At 58.7% G+C, this 18,826-nt stretch carries 18 protein-coding genes, 4 tRNA genes and 1 riboswitch; of the genes, 5 read left to right on the top strand and 17 right to left on the bottom strand.

Features of this window, described 5'->3' with window-relative positions; genetic code table 11:
- Positions 1-540: a hypothetical protein gene (locus BLU63_RS18440; RefSeq protein ID WP_083375936.1), complete on the bottom strand. Its 540-nt coding sequence runs from the start codon at positions 538-540 to the stop codon at positions 1-3.
- 145 nt (positions 541-685) lie between these two features.
- Positions 686-762: transfer RNA gene (locus BLU63_RS18435), tRNA-Arg, on the bottom strand.
- A gap of 290 nt (positions 763-1,052) precedes the next feature.
- Between BLU63_RS18435 and BLU63_RS18430 the strand changes: the two genes are divergently transcribed.
- Together BLU63_RS18430 and BLU63_RS18425 are read left to right on the top strand one after the other, a co-directional pair.
- On the top strand, positions 1,053-1,286 hold the full coding sequence (locus tag BLU63_RS18430) for a hypothetical protein (protein ID WP_077749184.1): 234 nt from the start codon (positions 1,053-1,055) through the stop codon (positions 1,284-1,286).
- Between the two features lie 23 nt (positions 1,287-1,309).
- Positions 1,310-1,489, top strand: a complete 180-nt coding sequence (locus BLU63_RS18425) for a PA3371 family protein (protein ID WP_010457208.1) — start codon at positions 1,310-1,312, stop codon at positions 1,487-1,489.
- On the opposite strand, the gene phnN is transcribed toward BLU63_RS18425, so the two are convergent.
- A complete protein-coding gene (phnN, locus tag BLU63_RS18420; RefSeq protein WP_083375935.1) occupies positions 1,464-2,036 on the bottom strand; it encodes a phosphonate metabolism protein/1,5-bisphosphokinase (PRPP-forming) PhnN in 573 nt (190 codons plus the stop codon). The genes BLU63_RS18425 and phnN overlap by 26 nt on opposite strands.
- Before the next feature lie 385 nt (positions 2,037-2,421).
- Here phnN and BLU63_RS18415 point away from each other — a divergent pair, with 385 nt between their 5' ends.
- Positions 2,422-2,748: an Arc family DNA-binding protein gene (locus BLU63_RS18415; protein WP_003178899.1), complete on the top strand. Its 327-nt coding sequence runs from the start codon at positions 2,422-2,424 to the stop codon at positions 2,746-2,748.
- Between the two features lie 101 nt (positions 2,749-2,849).
- On the opposite strand, the gene mgtE is transcribed toward BLU63_RS18415, so the two are convergent.
- On the bottom strand, positions 2,850-4,292 hold the full coding sequence (gene mgtE / locus BLU63_RS18410) for a magnesium transporter (RefSeq protein WP_010457218.1): 1,443 nt from the start codon (positions 4,290-4,292) through the stop codon (positions 2,850-2,852).
- Between the two features lie 319 nt (positions 4,293-4,611).
- Between mgtE and BLU63_RS18405 the strand changes: the two genes are divergently transcribed.
- Complete coding sequence (locus BLU63_RS18405; RefSeq protein WP_083375934.1) at positions 4,612-5,130, top strand: cell envelope protein SmpA; 519 nt, start codon at positions 4,612-4,614, stop codon at positions 5,128-5,130.
- A gap of 19 nt (positions 5,131-5,149) precedes the next feature.
- Here the strand turns inward: BLU63_RS18405 and BLU63_RS18400 are convergent.
- The 7 genes from BLU63_RS18400 to ltaE form a co-directional block, all read right to left on the bottom strand.
- A tRNA-Arg gene (locus BLU63_RS18400) sits at positions 5,150-5,226 on the bottom strand.
- 71 nt (positions 5,227-5,297) lie between these two features.
- A tRNA-Arg gene (locus BLU63_RS18395) sits at positions 5,298-5,374 on the bottom strand.
- A 107-nt stretch (positions 5,375-5,481) separates the two neighbouring features.
- Positions 5,482-5,572 (bottom strand) — tRNA-Ser (locus BLU63_RS18390).
- A 62-nt stretch (positions 5,573-5,634) separates the two neighbouring features.
- Positions 5,635-5,823, bottom strand: a complete 189-nt coding sequence (csrA, locus tag BLU63_RS18385) for a carbon storage regulator CsrA (RefSeq protein ID WP_003178872.1) — start codon at positions 5,821-5,823, stop codon at positions 5,635-5,637.
- 190 nt (positions 5,824-6,013) lie between these two features.
- Positions 6,014-7,255 carry an aspartate kinase gene (locus BLU63_RS18380; RefSeq protein ID WP_008033100.1) on the bottom strand — a complete coding sequence of 414 codons (1,242 nt, stop codon included), beginning with the start codon at positions 7,253-7,255 and terminating at the stop codon, positions 6,014-6,016.
- A 91-nt stretch (positions 7,256-7,346) separates the two neighbouring features.
- Positions 7,347-9,971 (bottom strand): alanine--tRNA ligase, encoded by a 2,625-nt coding sequence (gene alaS, locus BLU63_RS18375; protein ID WP_010457228.1) that lies wholly within the window; start codon positions 9,969-9,971, stop codon positions 7,347-7,349.
- A gap of 146 nt (positions 9,972-10,117) precedes the next feature.
- Positions 10,118-11,122 carry a low-specificity L-threonine aldolase gene (gene ltaE, locus BLU63_RS18370; RefSeq protein ID WP_083375933.1) on the bottom strand — a complete coding sequence of 335 codons (1,005 nt, stop codon included), beginning with the start codon at positions 11,120-11,122 and terminating at the stop codon, positions 10,118-10,120.
- A 197-nt stretch (positions 11,123-11,319) separates the two neighbouring features.
- Positions 11,320-11,491: riboswitch (FMN riboswitch) on the top strand.
- 102 nt (positions 11,492-11,593) lie between these two features.
- Between ltaE and BLU63_RS18365 the strand changes: the two genes are divergently transcribed.
- Positions 11,594-12,103 carry a 6,7-dimethyl-8-ribityllumazine synthase gene (locus BLU63_RS18365; protein WP_007943897.1) on the top strand — a complete coding sequence of 170 codons (510 nt, stop codon included), beginning with the start codon at positions 11,594-11,596 and terminating at the stop codon, positions 12,101-12,103.
- A gap of 125 nt (positions 12,104-12,228) precedes the next feature.
- Here the strand turns inward: BLU63_RS18365 and astE are convergent, their stop codons facing one another.
- From astE to aruF, 6 genes are all read right to left on the bottom strand, one after another.
- Complete coding sequence (gene astE / locus BLU63_RS18360; RefSeq protein WP_010457232.1) at positions 12,229-13,239, bottom strand: succinylglutamate desuccinylase; 1,011 nt, start codon at positions 13,237-13,239, stop codon at positions 12,229-12,231.
- Positions 13,240-13,251: 12 nt separating this feature from the next.
- Positions 13,252-13,539, bottom strand: a complete 288-nt coding sequence (locus tag BLU63_RS18355; protein ID WP_010457234.1) for a hypothetical protein — start codon at positions 13,537-13,539, stop codon at positions 13,252-13,254.
- A gap of 20 nt (positions 13,540-13,559) precedes the next feature.
- Positions 13,560-14,906: an N-succinylarginine dihydrolase gene (gene astB, locus BLU63_RS18350; RefSeq protein ID WP_083375932.1), complete on the bottom strand. Its 1,347-nt coding sequence runs from the start codon at positions 14,904-14,906 to the stop codon at positions 13,560-13,562.
- Positions 14,907-15,067: 161 nt separating this feature from the next.
- Positions 15,068-16,537, bottom strand: coding sequence for a succinylglutamate-semialdehyde dehydrogenase (gene astD / locus BLU63_RS18345; RefSeq protein WP_167362295.1), 1,470 nt, complete (start codon positions 16,535-16,537; stop codon positions 15,068-15,070).
- Positions 16,534-17,559: an arginine N-succinyltransferase gene (gene astA, locus BLU63_RS18340; RefSeq protein ID WP_010457241.1), complete on the bottom strand. Its 1,026-nt coding sequence runs from the start codon at positions 17,557-17,559 to the stop codon at positions 16,534-16,536. The genes astD and astA overlap by 4 nt, the downstream gene beginning before the upstream one ends.
- A 70-nt stretch (positions 17,560-17,629) precedes the next feature.
- A complete protein-coding gene (gene aruF, locus BLU63_RS18335; protein ID WP_010457242.1) occupies positions 17,630-18,649 on the bottom strand; it encodes an arginine/ornithine succinyltransferase subunit alpha in 1,020 nt (339 codons plus the stop codon).
- Between the last annotated feature and the right edge of the window lie 177 nt (positions 18,650-18,826).

Raw genomic sequence — 18,826 nt, 5'->3', positions numbered from 1 at the left:
TCAGCGCAGATAGGCGCGTTGCACATTGATGCGCCGATCAATCGCCTGCCGCAGGCGATCCTTGTGGTCCGCCCACACCCCGGGGTCGACTTTGGTGGCGCGCATCAGCTCAAGCATCGCGGCTTTGGCAGCCAGGTACTCCGACCAGGCGTCTTCGGAGCGGATTTTCAAACGCTCCCGTTCGGACATCTCCATGCGCCGCAAGGCCAGTGTCGGTTCATCGGTAATCACCGGGGCCAACGTCAATTGCACCCGATGCGGCGCGACAAACGCTTGGCTGTCCGCCACCAGCTCTCTTGCCCGCTGAGCGCCCCACTTCAACGCGGAACAATAATATTCACCCACCGCGCGGTCATGAAACTCCTCGCAAATCGCCCCGCCACCGTCAGCGTATATACCGATGAACACCTGCGTGACGCCCCCATGACCGACCCGTGCCTGCACCTCGACCTGCACACCATCGCTGAGCACTTCTTCATGGATGTGGTGAGGTAGCCGGCTGTTGGTCCATAACCAGAAATGTGCACCTCTGTGTCGCATCGCGTCACTCCTTGCATGGTACGAGGAGTAAGGCACAGCAACGATGGACTTGCCATGTAGGTCGTCGGGTCGACGGGCATAAAAAAGCCCCGCTGGAGGATTCTCCGGCGGGGCTTTTTATCACAGCGCAGGGCTGAAAATCAGGTGGTGTCCCAGGGCAGGTTCGAACTGCCAACCTTCCCCTTAGGAGGGGGATGCTCTATCCAATTGAGCTACTGAGACACAGATCGCCCCGCTGGGATGCGGTGCGATAGACGGCGAGCATGTTAACGGCCAGGCCTGCTTTTGTCATGTCGTCCGTAGGGCTTTTTAAGTGTAGGCAGCCGCCCCTTGTCATCGTGGCTTAATTTACCGTGCAAATTGCATCCTCTCAAAATGCCATCATTGCAATTTGCAACGACGGCCTCTTTAAGTAATAAGTTAATTCTTTGTTTTTAAAGGATTTAATTGCCGTTAGACTCTTGGCACGCGGGCTGCTTTAGCTGTTCTCACGAACAACCGAGGTTAGCCTCATGAACAGCGTCCTTTTACTCTCGAATGCAATCGCCCTTACCGTCCTGCTGGGTGGTCATTTTGCCGCCGAGAGCGGCGCTGAGCAGGTCGCGCATCGGATGCCGCATTACCTCCAGCTGCAAAAAGCCCCGCAATTGGCGGTCATGAACGATCAGCGCGGCTTTGTTGGCCAGGACGTAAGCCAGCAAAATTATCTTCCGGTGTCTCAGACTTCGGAACGCTTGGTATTTTGAATCACCCTATCAGGAGCACAGCAATGTCCAAATCAGCCGCAGGATTTTTGATCCTTGCCTTACTGAGCGGCATTCTTCATCTGTCATTGGTCCCGGACACGGTTGCCACCGTACCCCTGATCGCCTGCGGCGTTTTCGGCGCGTTATTCGTGCTGGCGCTGATTATCGGACGCAAAATCAAATTCGATCCGGTTCTGCGCTGACGTTCAGCAATTTCAGAAGATTGGCGACGGTGACGGCAATCTCGCCAGAGTTGTCGAGTCGGTAGATCTGCGAATCACCGAGAGGATCCTCCGCTGTAAATAACCTGTTGCGGCGCAATCTGGCTTCAATTTCTGCAAGGCTCTCACGGCCTCGCTTCATCAGTCGCTCGCGTAATACCTCATCCTGGACCGTCAACAGCACCGGCAACAATGTCGGGTAGCGTTGCAGTGCCTCGGCCAGGTGGCCACGAGAGCCATTGACCAAGACATGACGACCTTCTTCCAGCCAATGGTCGATCTGGACCGGAATGCCGTAATCCAGGCCATGGGCGTGCCACGACAGCGCAAAGTCACCCTTGTCGCGGCGTTGTTCGAACTCCTCGCGAGAGACTCCGATGGCATCTTCGCCTACGGATTCAGCCGAACGCGTAATGACCCGTCGTACCACTTCGCCGTTTATCGAGCGTAAAGGTTGTCGAGCCGCTTCGATGAGGCTGTCTTTGCCGGATCCGGAAGGCCCCATCAAGTAAATCAGCCTGCCATCCATCCTGAATCCCCCCCCTGTGCGGGTCTGCCACTAGTAAATCGGCCATTTGCCACTATCCTGTATAAGGTAAGGACCAAGGATCGAATCCGCGTAGCATGCACCTTCAGGCGTCTTCGGGCATCACCTGACGGGAAGAGCACGCGGTCAGCGATACGGGCAGGGACCAAAGTTTTCTAACCAGTCCACATTTTCGATAAAGGTGCTGGCATAACGCCTTTACCCAGCTCAATATTTGTCACAGAATTGACGCCAATGATCTGGCTGCTTTGAGGCATGATGCGAGCCTCTATCAATTCAGGTTGAACATTTGGCCAGAGAGCTTGTCCTATCAGACATCCTGCGGCCAATCCCGAGAACCGCTCCCCTGAACTAACCGGTTAAATATATGCGCCCATTGAAACAGGCAATTTATTCCAGCCGTACGGCTGACAAGTTCGTCGTACGTCTGCCAGACGGAATGCGTGAACGCATTGCCGAGGTGGCTCGCAATCATCATCGCAGCATGAACTCCGAAATCATTGCGCGCCTTGAGCAGAGTCTTATTCAGGAAGGTGCACTGGGCGAAGAGTTGAGCATGCGCCTGGACAGCCCGGAGCTGTCATTGCACGAACGTGAACTGCTGCAACGCTTCCGCCAACTCTCCCACCGTCAGCAAAATGCTCTTGTTTCGCTGATTGCCCATGACGCCGAAATGGCCGCAGACGCTTCCTGATTCGACCCGAAAGCCAAGCCAGCATAATCGCTGGCTTTTTTTTGCCTGAAATTCGGCCATAAAAAACCCGCCGAATTGGCGGGTTTCTTAAAGCAGGCAAGTCAGAGCAGGAAAATCGTCGCCAGCCCGAGGAAGATGAAGAACCCGCCGCTGTCAGTCATGGCAGTGATCATAACGCTGGCACCCATCGCCGGATCGCGCCCAAGCCGCGCCAGAGTCATCGGGATCAAGACCCCCATCAACGCCGCCAGCAACAAGTTAAGCGTCATGGCGGCGGTCATCACCACCCCGAGGGACCAACTGCCATAAAGCAGATAGGCCACAACGCCAATCACGCCACCCCAGACCAGGCCATTGATCAAACCGACGGCCAGCTCCTTGCGCATCAATCGCGAGGTATTGCCGGTGCTCACCTGGTCCAGCGCCATGGCTCGAACGATCATGGTGATAGTCTGGTTGCCCGAGTTGCCACCGATACCGGCCACGATCGGCATCAATGCCGCCAGTGCCACCAGTTTTTCGATGGAGCCCTCAAACAGGCCGATCACCCGGGATGCGATAAACGCGGTGATCAGGTTGACCGCCAGCCAGGCCCAACGGTTGCGCAGGGATTTCCAGACCGAAGCGAAGATATCTTCTTCTTCGCGCAGACCCGCCATGTTGAGCACTTCGTTTTCGCTCTCTTCACGGATCAGGTCGACCATTTCATCGATGGTCAGACGGCCGATCAGCTTGCCGTTCTTGTCGACCACAGGCGCCGAGATCAAGTCGTAACGTTCGAACGCCTGAGCGGCATCGTAGGCATCTTCGTCCGGGTGAAAACTCACCGGGTCGCTGGCCATGACTTCCGAAACCTGCTTTTCCGGATCGTTGACCAGCAAACGCTTGATCGGCAGCACGCCCTTGAGCACGCCGTCGTAGTCGACCACAAACAGTTTGTCGGTGTGGCCCGGCAGCTCCTTGAGACGCCGCAGGTAACGCAGCACGACTTCGAGACTGACATCCTCACGGATGGTCACCATCTCGAAGTCCATCAGCGCACCGACTTGCTCCTCGTCATAGGACAACGCGGAGCGGACGCGCTCACGCTGTTGACCATCGAGGGTTTCCATCAGTTCGTGGACGACGTCTCGCGGCAGCTCGGAAGCCAGGTCAGCAAGTTCGTCGGCGTCCATGTCCTTGGCCGCAGCCAGGAGCTCGTGATCGTCCATGTCGGCGATCAGGGTTTCACGAACCGAGTCGGATACTTCGAGGAGAATGTCGCCGTCGCGATCCGCCTTGACCAATTGCCAGAGCGTCAGACGATCGTCCAGCGGCAAGGCTTCAAGGATGTAGGCAACGTCGGCGGAGTGCAGATCATCGAGCTTGCGTTGCAGCTCGACGAGGTTTTGCCGGTGTACCAGGTTCTCGACCCGGTCGTGATGCGGACCTTCCTGGCGATGAGTCAGGTCTTCGACCACCCGCTGGCGCTGCAGCAGCTCAACGACTTGAGCGAGGCGGTCCTGCAAGCTTTCCTGCGTTTTCTTTACTTCTACTTCAGACATAGGCGAACTCCACTCCCAGCAGCGGGGCACGCCGGAAGGATCAATCAGTCAATTCATGATTGGAAAAACGGGATACTGAGTAACTACTGGGTAAGTCCATGGAGGTATTCCACAAGCCCCGGCGGGGCTGACGGGCGCAATGATACACCGCCCGACGGTTTTAAACGTCAAAAAATCATGGCTGAAACAAGCGGTTGCAAGACAAAGCTGAGTGCAGTCCTGATCTCTCCAACTGCGACGACTCATTCTGAAAAGAAAACACACCCTCATCGAAAAATGTAGCGGCTACCCTGACATGGACCGTCATGGAGGACGTTTAATGCCATCGATTGCCTTTTATTTTTTACTGCTTGCCCTGCTCTGCCTTTCACCCCGGTTGCAGGCAACCATCCTTCACCGTTGCGAAGCACCCGACGGTCGCCTCACCTTCACAACCCTGAGTTGCGCGGAGGGTGAAAGCTTCTCGCAGCAAGAGGTGCGCACTTTCACGCCCGGCAACGCGATAGCGCTCATGCCTGAGGCTGACGTTCGGGAGACACCCTCGACGAAAACCGGAAGGAAGGAGCCAACCATTGTCGGCCAGACTGAGGACAAGTGCGCAAACCTGATAACCGCCAAGGAACGTCGCGAAGCAATCATCAATCAACGGATAGTCGCGGGCATGACACAACAGGACGTCGAGAGCGCCCTGGGCAAGCCGGACAAGATCAGTATCAGGAATTCCGCAACAAGCTACCGCTACGAACTCAAGCGAGGTCGCAGCGCACATGTGGAGTTCGACGAGAAAGGATGTACAAAGGGAAAAGCCAAATCCCGGACGGCAAAAAGCCCACGTTAAACGCGGGCTTTTTGGTGTTTGGTGCACTCGACAGGATTCGAACCTGTGACCGCTCGGTTCGTAGCCGAGTACTCTATCCAGCTGAGCTACGAGTGCATTTGTGTTTTTATACCAGATCACAACTGGTTGGAGCCAAGTCATTTGCATTGCTGCAAACAACCCTTAAATGGTGCACTCGACAGGATTCGAACCTGTGACCGCTCGGTTCGTAGCCGAGTACTCTATCCAGCTGAGCTACGAGTGCATTTGTTGCCGCGCATTATAGGCCGTCTAATCTCTATGTAAAGCACTTTTTCTAGTAATTTCAAACACTTACCGAAAAAGCCAGATTACAACGTACTACGCAAATAATGGCGGAGAACGGGGGATTCGAACCCCCGACACCCTTTTGAGGTGTACTCCCTTAGCAGGGGAGCGCCTTCGGCCACTCGGCCAGCTCTCCGCAACACGGGGCGTATATTAACCAGCTTCTTCCCCGTTTGCAAACATAAAAAACGATAAAAATTAATGGCTTGGTTCGTCGTCCTTCTCTTTCTTGATCCGCAAGTAGATTTCCTCACGGTGAACCGCAACCTCTTTAGGTGCGTTAACGCCAATACGCACTTGATTTCCTTTGACGCCGAGCACGGTCACGGTGATTTCGCCATCACCAATAATCAGGCTTTCTGCGCACCGACGAGTCAGAATCAGCATACCTTTCTCCTCACGCATTTCATTTCAGGGACAACAGTCTGCAAAAAAAAGGCACTCGACCTACAACCGGAAAACGATCGCAGCCCTACATGCCTGAGTATTGACCAGCGCGAGCAAAAGAACAGTTCCTGGGTCGCGCCATTCAAAAAAGACAAAGGGCGCGGTCAGACCGCGCCCTTTGGCAAACGCATCACTCGCCTGTTCGGGCCGGTGCGTCCAGTTCGAAAGCTGTGTGCAGAGCGCGCACAGCCAGTTCCAGATACTTCTCTTCGATCACAACGGAGACTTTGATTTCCGACGTCGAGATCATCTGGATGTTGATGCTTTCTTTCGCCAGGGATTCGAACATGCGGCTGGCCACGCCTGCGTGAGAACGCATGCCGACGCCGACGATCGAGACCTTGGCGATCTTGATGTCACCGACCACTTCACGGGCACCGATCTCGCGAGCGGTGTTTTCCAGCACGGTTTGTGCGGCCTGGAAGTCATTGCGGTGCACGGTGAAGGTGAAGTCGGTGGTGTTATCGTGCGCAACGTTCTGCACGATCATGTCGACTTCGATGTTCGCGGCACTGATCGGGCCGAGAATCTTGAATGCAACGCCCGGGGTGTCTGGCACGCCACGGATGGTCAGCTTGGCTTCATCGCGATTGAAAGCGATGCCGGAAATGATCGGCTGTTCCATGGTTTCCTCTTCATCAATAGTAATGAGGGTGCCCGGACCCTCCTTGAAGCTGTGCAGTACGCGCAGCGGAACGTTGTACTTGCCGGCGAATTCCACCGCACGGATCTGCAACACCTTGGAACCGAGGCTGGCCATTTCCAGCATCTCTTCGAAGGTAATCTTGTCCAGGCGCTGGGCCACGGACACCACACGCGGGTCGGTGGTGTAGACGCCATCGACATCGGTGTAGATCTGGCATTCGTCGGCCTTCAAGGCCGCCGCCAGCGCCACGCCGGTGGTGTCGGAACCGCCACGACCGAGGGTGGTGATGTTGCCATGCTCGTCGACGCCCTGGAAACCGGCGACAACCACCACACGACCTGCCTTCAGATCACCGCGAATCTTCTGGTCATCAATCTGCAAGATACGCGCTTTATTGTGTGCACTGTCCGTCAGAATCCGCACCTGGTTGCCGGTGTAAGACACCGCAGGCACGCCGCGTTTGATCAGCGCCATGGCCAACAGTGCAATCGTCACCTGCTCGCCCGTGGAAACGATCACATCCAGCTCACGCGGAACCGGTTGGCCATCACCACTGATTTGCTTGGCCAGATCGATCAGACGGTTGGTTTCGCCGCTCATTGCCGACAGGACAACCACCAGGTCATCGCCGGCATCGCGGAATTTCTTAACCTTGTCGGCGACCTGCTCGATTCTCTCGACAGTGCCGACTGAGGTGCCTCCAAATTTCTGTACGATCAAAGCCATTTCAAAGCCGCCTCTGCCCATGAAGGGCGCCCAAATAATCACTCAAACAGCGTTCCCGCCCGCCACTAGACGACGGGCCGGACACCCTGCCTTATAAACCCTGCTCTACAAATGGAACCGTCAGGGCCAGTGCCGCGTCCAGTGCGCCAGCGTCAGTACCACCGCCTTGCGCCATGTCTGGACGACCACCGCCCTTCCCGCCCACTGCCGCAGCGGCTTGCTTCATCAAATCACCGGCTTTGAGTTGGCCAGTCAGGTCTTTGGTTACGCCTGCAACCAGAACGACCTTTTCCTCATGGACACTGCCGAGCAGGATCACTGCGCGGCCGAGTTTGTTTTTCAGCTGATCGACGAGCGCCAGCAGCGCCTTGGCGTCCTGACCGTCCAGACGCACGGCCAGCACTTTCACGCCTTTGACGTCCAGGGCAGAAGCCGACAGATCGTCGCCCGCCGCGCTGGCCGCCTTGGCCTGCAACTGCTCGAGTTGCTTCTCCAGCAGACGGTTGCGCTCCAGCACAGCCGACAGCTTGTCGATCAGGTTGTCGCGGCTGCCCTTGACCAGGTTGGCCGCTTCCTTGAGTTGTTCTTCTGCAGCGTTCAAGTACGCCAGTGCCGCAGCACCGGTGACTGCCTCGATACGACGCACGCCCGACGCAACACCGCCTTCGCTGATGATTTTCAGCAGGCCGATGTCACCGGTACGGTTGGCGTGGATGCCACCGCACAGCTCGACGGAGAAATCACCGCCCATGCTCAGCACGCGCACGTTGTCGCCGTACTTCTCGCCAAACAGCGCCATGGCGCCTTTTTTCTTGGCGGTTTCGATGTCGGTTTCTTCGGTTTCAACGGCGGAGTTCTTGCGAATCTCGGCGTTGACGATGTCTTCCAGGGCCTTCAGTTGCTCAGGCTTGATGGCTTCGAAGTGGCTGAAGTCAAAGCGCAGGCGCTGACTGTCGACCAACGAGCCTTTCTGCTGAACGTGATCGCCCAGCACTTTACGCAACGCCGCATGCAGCAAGTGAGTGGCCGAGTGATTCAGCGAAGTGGCGTGGCGCACCTCGGCTTCAACGTGGGTTTCAACCGGCGAACCGATGATCAAGCTGCCCGATGCCAACACACCGTGGTGCAGAAATGCGCCGCCGGTCTTGGTGGTGTCACGCACGTCGAAGCGGCCACCGCTCGATTGCAGATAACCGCAATCGCCAATCTGGCCGCCGGACTCAGCGTAGAACGGGGTCTGATTGAGAACGACCACGCCTTCTTCGCCTTCACTCAGTACGTCGACCGCCTGGCCTTCTTTATAGAGGCCAACAACTTTCGCCGAACCGCTGGTGGCTTTGTAACCGGTGAATTCGGTGGCCACATCAACCTTGACCAGGCTGTTGTAGTCCATGCCGAAGGAACTGGCGGAACGGGCACGGACGCGCTGGGCTTCCATTTCGCGTTCGAAGCCTGCTTCGTCGATGGTCAAGTTGCGCTCGCGAGCGATGTCGCCCGTCAGGTCCATCGGGAAGCCGTAGGTGTCGTAGAGCTTGAACACCACATCGCCCGGCACCACGTCGCCTTTGAGTTCGGCCAGATCCTGCTCAAGGATTTTCAGGCCCTGCTCCAGGGTCTTGGCGAACTGCTCTTCTTCGGCTTTCAGGACGCGTTCGATATGTGCCTGTTGAGCTTTCAGCTCAGGGAAGGCTTCGCCCATCTCGGCAACCAGGGCCGCTACGATCTGGTAGAAGAAGCTGCCCTTGGCGCCCAGTTTGTTGCCATGACGGCAGGCGCGACGGACGATCCGGCGCAGCACATAACCCCGGCCTTCGTTGGACGGCAGCACGCCGTCGGCAATCAGGAAACCGCACGAACGAATGTGGTCAGCCACGACTTTCAGGGAAGCCTGAGCGTCGTTGGTGCAGCCGATAGCCTTGGCCGATGCGCTCAGCAGACTCTGGAACAGGTCGATTTCATAGTTCGAGTGAACGTGCTGCAGCACGGCACTGATCCGCTCCAGGCCCATGCCGGTGTCGACCGACGGCGCTGGCAGCGGGTGCAACACGCCATCGGCGGTGCGGTTGAACTGCATGAACACGTTGTTCCAGATCTCGATGTAACGGTCGCCATCTTCTTCCGGCGAGCCCGGCGGGCCGCCCCAGATGTCGGCGCCGTGATCGTAGAAAATCTCGGTGCAAGGACCGCACGGGCCGGTATCGCCCATGGTCCAGAAGTTATCGGAAGCGTATGGCGCGCCCTTGTTGTCGCCGATGCGGACCATGCGCTCGGCCGGAACACCGATCTCCTTGGTCCAGATGTCATAGGCCTCGTCATCGCTGGCGTAGACGGTGACCCAGAGCTTTTCCTTCGGCAGGTTCAGCCACTGCTCGGAGGTCAGGAAGTTCCAGGCGTAGGTGATCGCGTCGCGCTTGAAGTAATCACCGAAGCTGAAGTTACCCAGCATTTCGAAGAAGGTGTGGTGACGGGCGGTATAACCGACGTTTTCCAGGTCGTTGTGCTTGCCGCCGGCGCGCACGCATTTCTGGCTGGAGACAGCGCGGGTGTACGCGCGCTTTTCCTGGCCCAGGAAGCAGTCCTTGAACTGGTTCATCCCCGCGTTAGTGAACAGCAGGGTTGGGTCGTTGCCCGGAATCAAAGAGCTGGAGGCTACACGGGTGTGGCCTTGCTCTTCGAAGAAGCGAAGGAAGGCTTCACGGATTTCTGCGCTTTTCATTAGGTTCTTCCACGGAGGCTGCGGCCAAAGGCCTGTACGAAACGTCAACAGACGAAGCGACGGCAAAGGGCCGCATTATATCGGCCCAGCGCGCGGGGTACAGCGTGTTTATACGATAGAAACGGTCAATTGGACCGCCAAGGCGATCAGTTGCGAGAAAACTCGACGAATGTCGCGACGACCTGCTCAATTTGAGCGCGGTCAACGTCCATGTGCGTGACCATCCGCAGGCGTCCGGCAGCGCTCAGCTTGATGCCACGCTCGGCGGCAAAGGCCTTGATCGCCTCGGCCTTGTCGCCCATGTTCACGTAAACCATGTTGGTCTGCACCGGCTCGACTTCGTAACCGGCCTTTTGCAGTCCGTCGGCCAGAAATTGCGCATTGGCGTGATCGTCGGCCAGACGCTGAACGTTGTTATCCAGCGCATAAAGCCCCGCCGCGGCCAAAAGACCGGCCTGGCGCATGCCACCACCGACCATCTTGCGCAGGCGACGCGCCTTGCCGATCAACTCTGCCGAACCGCACAACACCGACCCGATCGGCGCGCCCAGGCCTTTGGACAGGCAGACCGAAACCGAATCGAAGTGCTGTGTGATCTCGCGGGCATCAACACCCAACTTGACGGCCGCGTTGTAAAGCCGAGCGCCGTCCAGGTGCAGCTGCAACCCATGTTCACGGGTAAGACTGCGTGCCTGGGCGAGATATTCCAGCGGCAGGACTTTGCCCTGCATGGTGTTTTCCAGCGCCAGCAACCGTGTACGAGCGAAATGGAAGTCGTCCGGTTTGATCGCGGCGACGACGTGCGCCAGGTCCAGCGAGCCGTCAGCCTGCACTTCCAGCGGCTGCGGCTGGATCGAGCCAAGCACCGCCGCGCCGCCACCTTCGTACTTATACGTGTGCGCCTGCTGGCCGACGATGTATTCGTCACCCCGTTCGCAATGAGCCATCAGGCCCAGCAGATTGCTCATGGTGCCCGTCGGCACGAACAACGCAGCGGCAAACCCCAACCGTTTTGCCAGTTCCGCTTCCAGGCGGTTGACCGTCGGATCTTCGCCATAGACGTCGTCACCGGTGGGCGCACTGGCCATCGCGTCGAGCATTCCGGCGGTCGGTTGGGTAACGGTGTCGCTGCGAAGATCGATAACGCTCATGAATCTGGCCTCGGTAAGCAGGGGAAAATCCCTTTCAGGTAGGAATTACTGCGGTCATGACAACGATTAATCAACCCCAAGCGAAGGAAAAGACCCGTCAAGTGAGCGAAAAAGTCGATAGCAATCATCAGATAGCAGCAATGCACAGGCAGGAAATATGTGTTAAAAAAGCTGCGCCGCCAAACAATCTGGCGGCAAAACGTTCTCAGGGCGGGGTGCAACTCCCCACCGGCGGTAATTGCGCGCAATGCGCATAGCCCGCGAGCGCTTGGTGACAGACACGGCTTCGGTGGTGTCTGGCGGCAAGGTCAGCAGACCCGGTGTGATCCCGGGGCCGACGGTCATAGTCCGGATGAAGAGAGAACGGGATTGGCGCCAAAGGGCCGTCCGCAGGCATTCGTGCGAGCGTGCGTACCCTTAAATCCCATTCGATTCATATGCCCTGTTTTTTACATAAACAGGAGTCAGAACATGCAACCCACCGCAATCGATAGCAAAAGCAAAAACCATCAGGGCGAGCGCGTTGCGTTCATCCAGGCCTGCTGGCACAAGGAAATCGTCGACCAGAGCCGTAAGGGCTTCGTTGCCGAAATGATTGCCCAGGGTTATCAGGAATCGGAGATCGATTTCTTCGAAGTCGGCGGCGCCTTTGAAATTCCACTGCACGCCAAGCTGCTGGCCAAGTCTGGACGTTATGCCGGCATCGTCGCGGCGGGCCTGGTGGTCGACGGCGGCATCTACCGTCACGAATTCGTCGCCCAGTCGGTGATCAGCGGCCTGATGCAGGTTCAGCTGGAGACTGAAGTGCCGGTGTTCTCGGTGGTTTTAACCCCGCACCACTTCCATGCCGGCGAAGAGCATCAGAAGTTCTTCTTCGAGCATTTCGTGCATAAAGGCCAGGAAGCGGCGAAGACCTGTGCCGATACGCTGCACAAGATGCGAGCGTTGCGTCGCAGCGAGCCTCGCGCGGTAGCCGTCTAAACCCCGAGCCAGTCCCCGTAGGAGCGAGGCTTGCCCGCGAAGGCGATTTCACAATCAACATTGATGTTGAATTTAAAATCGCTTTCGCGGGCAAGCCTCGCTCCTACAGGGGACTACTGTGTCTGTTATGCCAGGTTTTCGTCGGTGGCGGGCACGATCAGGATGCCGGCGCGCAGGCCGTTTTTGACCTTGGGGTTCGGGAAGATGATCCGGGCGCCCTTCTCTTCGATGATCCAGCGGGTCTGGGCGATGTCTTCGGCCAGTACGTAACCCACGTCCAACTCCGAAAAGTTCTCGATGTCCGCCGGCAGGTTCAGGCGGAAGCTATCGCTGTGCTTGATGATTTCCCGCGCCACGCTGAACAACTGCAAACCGTCCAGGCCTTCGTCGGTCACCGCAGGCTCGGTGCCTTCGATAATCTGCTGGAGGCGGGTTTCAAGCAGCGAGACGTTCACACCGTCGTTCTGCCCAAACGGCCGCGCCTTGCCCAGCTCAAGGGTGAAAGACTCGGCAGCGAGCTTGTCGTAGGTGTAAGAGCTGAACACAATCGACGGCTTGTTCTGCAACAGCACCGCTTCCATACCGGCAGCACGCAAACGGGCCAGCTCGAGGCGTGAATGCTGGCGCCCCTCTTTCCAGGGATACAACGCGAACTGCTCGATTTTCGAACCACGAATCGCAGTGTGCAGGTCGTAATGCAGGCGGCTGCGATCCGGCAGGCTGAAGAAACTCGCCGCCAGCCGCTCCAGTTCACAGGCGCGCAGGGCTTCGGAGCCGCTGGTTTGTTCGTGACGGCCGTTGAACAGCCGATTGACGTCCTGCTCGACGAAGCGCTCGCCTTTGCGAATCGCTTCCGGGTTGCCAAACAGGAACAGAATGCGTGCGCGCGGTTTCAAGTCGCCGCGAGCGATGTCATGCAACAGGCGATCGAGCAACTCGATCGGCGCTGTTTCGTTGCCATGGATACCCGCTGACAGCAGCAGGTCCAGGCCATTGTCGCGCGCCTCAGGCGGCCGGACTTCCAGCGCACCTTCGCTCAACCAGCGCATGCGCACGCCTTCGACAGTCAGTTGAGTCTTCTCCGCCGGTTCGCGGCCGGCGAGGGTCAGTTCAAGCAGTTTGCCGAGGGCGAGCATAGAGCGATTTCCTTAGTGGTCGTGTGCGCAATCCGGGCCGTGCACGTGGTCTTCGTCGCCGACTTCAGCCGGTTCCATTTCCAGTTGCAGACTTACCAGATTAGTCGCCAATGGGCGCAGCAGCAGGTTTGCGTATTCGGCATCACCTTCTTCAACGTCCACGCCGATCAGCAGCTGGCCGCGGCCGTCCTGCTGGATCCACAGCTCTTTGCCTTGCCACAGGACCGCGACGCGGGTGCAGGACGTTTCCAGTTGCGTGCCGTCGGTGTCTTCAAGGATCAGCTGCAGGGTATCGCTCATGTTTTTTACGCTCTCGACGTTCAATTGATCTGGAAAGGATAAACCGCGCCCAGTTTAAGGATTTGCGTCAGTTCATCCAGTGCCGTCCGGCACTCAAGCAGCAATTGCGGGTCCGCCAGGTCGGTTTCGGCCATGCGGTCACGGTAGTGCTTGTCGACCCATTCGGTCAGCGTGCCGTACAACGGTGCCGTCATGATAACCCCTGGATTGACCGCCGCCAGTTCGGTTTCATTCAGTGCGACACGCAACCGCAGGCAAGCCGGGCCACCGCCGTTCTGCATACTTTGTTTCAGATCGAAAACCTTCACTTCGCGGATCAGGCCGCCGGAGCTGGTCAAACCTTGCAGATACTGCCAGACGCGTTCATTGCCACGGCACTCTTCCGGCACGATCAACAGCATCGAACCGTCAGGGCGGGTCAGCAATTGGCTATTGAACAGGTAGGAACGAACGGCGTCTTCGACGGTAACGGCAGAACGCGGGACGCAAATTGACTGGAATTTCCCACCGACTTTTGCGAGTTTGCCCTGCAGTTCAGCGAGCATCTGCTCGGTGTCGAGGAACGCGTCCTCGTGATAGAACAGCACCTCGCCGTTACCTACCGCGATCACGTCGTTGTGGAACACGCCCTGATCGATCACCGATGGGTTCTGCTGAGCGAAGACCACGCCGTCATCGCTCAAGCCGTGCAGGCGGGCAACGGCTTGCGAGGCTTCAAGCGTCTGGCGCGCCGGGTACTTCTGGGGAGCCGGGTAGCGGGTGTCGAATGCGGAGCGACCGAACACGAAGAACTCGACGCCGGCGTCACCGTATTCACGGCAGAAACGGGTGTGGTTGGCCGCGCCTTCGTCGCCGAACTGCGCCACCGCCGGCAAGGCGGCGTGGTGAGCAAAGTGTTTCTGGTCAGCGAACATCGCCCCCAGCACGCGGCTGGTGGTCGGGTGTTCGATGCTGCGGTGGTATTTGCAGTTGAGGTTGGCAGCGGTGAAATGCACGCGGCCATCCGCAGTATCGGCACTCGGGCTGACCGTGGCGGCGTTGGCCACCCACATGCTCGACGCCGAGCAACTGGCGACCAGCAAGGGCATCGCGTCTTTGGCGGCTTTCTCGATCACTTGCGCGTCGGTGCCGCTGAAGCCCAGACGGCGCAGGGCCGCAACGTCAGGACGTTCCTGAGGGGCCAGAACGCCTTGCTGAAAGCCCATTTCCATCAGCGCTTTCATTTTCGCCAGGCCTTGCAGCGCGGCTTCCTTCGGGTTCGAAGACTGCTGGCTGTTGCTCTGGGACGCGACGTTGCCGTAGGACAAACCGCCGTAGTTATGGGTCGGCCCCACTAGACCGTCAAAATTGACTTCATAGGATTTCATCAGCGAGGCTCCACAAGAATCTGTTGTTATGGCTTCAGTAACTATTCAGTAAGACCGCGTCGCGGCCATCGCCAGCAAGCTGGCTCCCACAGTGATGGGGTCGTACACAAAATGTGTGAACACCACCGAACCTGTGGGAGCCAGCCTGCGGGCGATGGGCATCACGCCATCTTCACGCCAGGCGTAAGCGATGCAGGCAACACCAGGTTCGGCGTTTCCAGCGAAGCCACCGGGTACGCGCAGTAATCTGCGGCGTAGTAGGCGCTGGCGCGGTGGTTGCCCGAAGCGCCGACGCCGCCGAATGGCGCGCTGCTCGCGGCGCCGGTCAGCTGCTTGTTCCAGTTGACGATACCGGCACGGCTTTCCAGCCAGAACTGCTGATAACGCGCTTCGGAATCCGACAGCAAACCAGCCGCCAGCCCATAGTCCGTGTCGTTGGCTTCAGCAATCGCCGCTTCAAAATCAGCGTAGCGGATCACTTGCAGCAACGGGCCGAACAGCTCCTCGTCAGGACGATCGGCGACAGCCGTCACGTCCAGGATGCCCGGTGTCAGCAACGCGGCTTGCGCCTGAGGCTGAGTCATTTCCAGCAGCGCCACGGCGCCATTGGCCAGCAGATGCTCTTGCGCATCCATCAGCGCTTTCGCCGCGCCGAGGGAAATCACCGAGCCCATGAACGGCGCCGGTTGCTGGTCAAACGCACCGACTTCAATCGTCGAACTGACCGCCACCAGACGCGCCAGCAACGTGTCGCCCCAGGCGCCCTGCGGTACCAGCAAGCGACGGGCACAGGTGCAACGCTGGCCGGCGGAAATGAATGCCGACTGGATGATGGTGTAAACGGCAGCATCGAGGTCTGCGACCTGATCCACCACCAGCGGGTTGTTACCGCCCATCTCCAGGGCGAGGATCTTGTCCGGACGACCGGCGAATTGCTGGTGCAGGTGATTGCCGGTGCGGCTCGAACCGGTGAAGAACAGACCGTCGATGCCCGGGTTCGCCGCCAGGGCGATACCGGTTTCGCGAGCGCCTTGCAGCAGGTTCAACACACCCGCTGGCAGACCGGCTTCGATCCAGCATTTAACCGTCAGTTCGGCGACTTTCGGCGTCAGTTCGCTGGGCTTGAACAGCACGCTGTTACCGGCCAGCAGTGCCGGCACGATGTGACCGTTCGGCAAATGCCCCGGGAAGTTGTAAGGCCCGAACACCGCCACCACACCGTGTGGCTTGTGGCGCAACACGGCGGTGGCGTCGCCCAGCGGGCCGCTCTTCTCGCCGGTACGCTCGCGGTAGCTCTGCACCGAGATCGCAATCTTGTTGACCATGCTGGTCACTTCCGTTGCGGCTTCCCACAACGGCTTGCCGGTTTCCTCACCAATGGTGCGGGCCAGTTCGTCAGCGTGGTTTTTCAGCGCGGCGGCAAAGGCTTCAAGCACGGTAATGCGCTCGTCCAGGGTGCGACGGGCCCAGCCCGGAAACGCCTGACGAGCAGCCTGCACGGCCGACTCAACCTGAGCGGCGGTCGCGCCTTCGCCGGTCCACAGCACTTGCTGGGTCACCGGGTTCAGTGACTGGAAGGCTTCGCCCTGACCGGCCAGCCATTCACCTGCGATGTATAGCGAATTCATTATTTCGACTCCCTGGCAGCAGACAACGGAACGGCGCGCACTTGATCACCGGCGTTGAGTTGAAGACGTTTGGCGGTCAGCGGATCAACGACCAACGTACCGGCGGCGAAGCGTGCTGGCGCGGCAGTGATGCGGCAGTCTTCGCGCTTGCGGTTGTGAATCAGGAACGGAGTAGCGTCATCACCCGGCGTGCCGATGGCCAACACCAGTGCCTGGCTGTCGCGCACGGCGCGGATCTTGCCGGTTTCGCACTCGACCGCAGGGCCGGCGTCGAAGATGTCGACGTAGCCTTGGTAGCTGAAACCTTCGCTCTTGAGCATGGCCAGCGCCGGCTCGGTGTCAGGGTGAACCTGACCGATGACGTTGCGCGCGTCTGGCGACAGAAAGCAGGTGTACAGCGGAAATTTCGGCATCAGTTCGGCGATGAACGCCTTGTTGCCCACGCCAGTCAGGTAATCGGCCTGGCTGAATTCCATCTTGAAGAAGTGACGGCCCAGGCTTTCCCAGAATGGCGAGCGCCCGGCTTCGTCGGACACGCCGCGCATCTCGGCAATGATCTTGTTGCCAAACAGCTGCGGAAACTCGGCGATGAACAGCATCCGCGCCTTGGCCAGCATGCGGCCGTTGAGGCCCGTGCGGTAATCGGCGTGGAGGAACAGCGAGCACAACTCAGAGTTGCCGGTCAGGTCGTTGGCCAGGAACAGCGTCGGGATCTCGCGGTAGATGTTCAGCTCTTGCGAAGCGCTGACCGTCAGGCCGACCCGGAAGTTGTACCAGGGCTCACGCAGGCCGACAGCGCCGGCGATGGCGGAAATGCCCACCACGCGGCCATCATCGTCTTCGAGCACGAACAGGTAGTCTGCATCGCCCCGCCCGGCTTCACCGCGAAAGGTCTTCTCGGCCCAGCCGACCCGATGGGCCAGTCGTTCTTCGTTGGCCGGCAAGGTGGTCAGGCCAGTGCCGGTGCTGCGGGCCAGGTCGATCAGAGCGGGTAAATCGCTGCTGCGTACAGGACGAACGATCATGCTATCTCCTCAAACGGGCCGCTTGCGCCACCCGCGAAACTTCGCTGCTTTCTAAACACTCAAGCAGTCGTTAAACCGCCACCAGGCGCACGCTCGCACCCTCACCGACGCCCAGGGCTTCGGCCGCTTCAAGATCCAGGGTCACGGGTTTGCCCGGCGCGTAATCGAGCTCAAGCAATACAGCGCGGTAATCCTGCAACTGGGCGTTGGCCACCAGGTACTGACGACCGACACCTTTGACCGCCTCGCCAATTTTCACCGGCACCACACGGCTCTGCGCGATCGAGCGGATCCCGGAGACGCGGGCATGCAACGTCGGGCCGCCGTCGAAAATGTCGATGTAGTGATCGGTCTCGAAGCCTTCGCGCATCAGGATGTCGAAGGTGATCTGGGCTCGCGGATGCACCTGGCCCATCGCTTCTTGAGCGGTGTCCGGCAGCAAAGGCACGTAGATCGGGTAATGCGGCATCAGTTCGGCGAGGAAGGTCCGGCTCTTCAGGCCGCACAGACGCTCGGCTTCGGCGTAGTTGAGGTCGAAGAAGTTGCGACCGATGGCGTCCCAGAACGGCGAATCGCCATTTTCGTCGCTGTAACCGACGATCTCGGTCACCACGGAATCGGCAAAGCGCTCCGGATGGCTGGCAACGAACAGCAGACGACCACGGGAGTTGAGCTCGGCCCAGGGCGAACCCACCAACTCGCGCTGCACGTAGAAACTGGTCAGCAAGCTGTTGCCGGTCAGGTCGTGGCACTGCGAGAGCACGTGAATCTTGTTATGAATCTTCAGCTCGCGGGAGGCGTGCACGAAGGTTTCATTGCGAAAGCTGTAGAACGGCTCGGAGTAACCGGCGGAGGCAACGATTGCAGAGCAACCGACCAATTTGCCGGTGGTCGAGTCTTCGAGGACGAAGAAATAGCTTTCTTCGCCGTTGAAGCTGACTTCCGCGGAAAACGAGGCTTCGCTTGCGGCGATCTTGTCGCTCAGGCGTTCAACGTCATCCGGCAAGGAAGTGACACCAATCGGGCTGTCCGCAGCCAGACGCTGTACCTCGCCCAGATCAGCCATTTGCGCGGGGCGCATCACCAGCATGGTGTCACTCCTTTCTCGTAACTCTTTTGGGGGAAATAAGCCGAACCCTTGCAGGAGCGAGGCTTGCCCGCGAAAGCGGTGTGTCAGCCAATAACAAGGTGTCTGACACGCCGCTTTCGCGGGCAAGCCTTGCTCCTACAGAAGAGCGGGTCCGGCATAAAAATTGGGTTCGACACC

Source organism: Pseudomonas mandelii (assembly GCF_900106065.1).
GTDB lineage: Bacteria > Pseudomonadota > Gammaproteobacteria > Pseudomonadales > Pseudomonadaceae > Aquipseudomonas > Aquipseudomonas mandelii.
The sequence above is the reverse complement of the archived record's forward strand: the minus strand, read 5'-3'. Positions and strand labels throughout refer to the sequence as shown.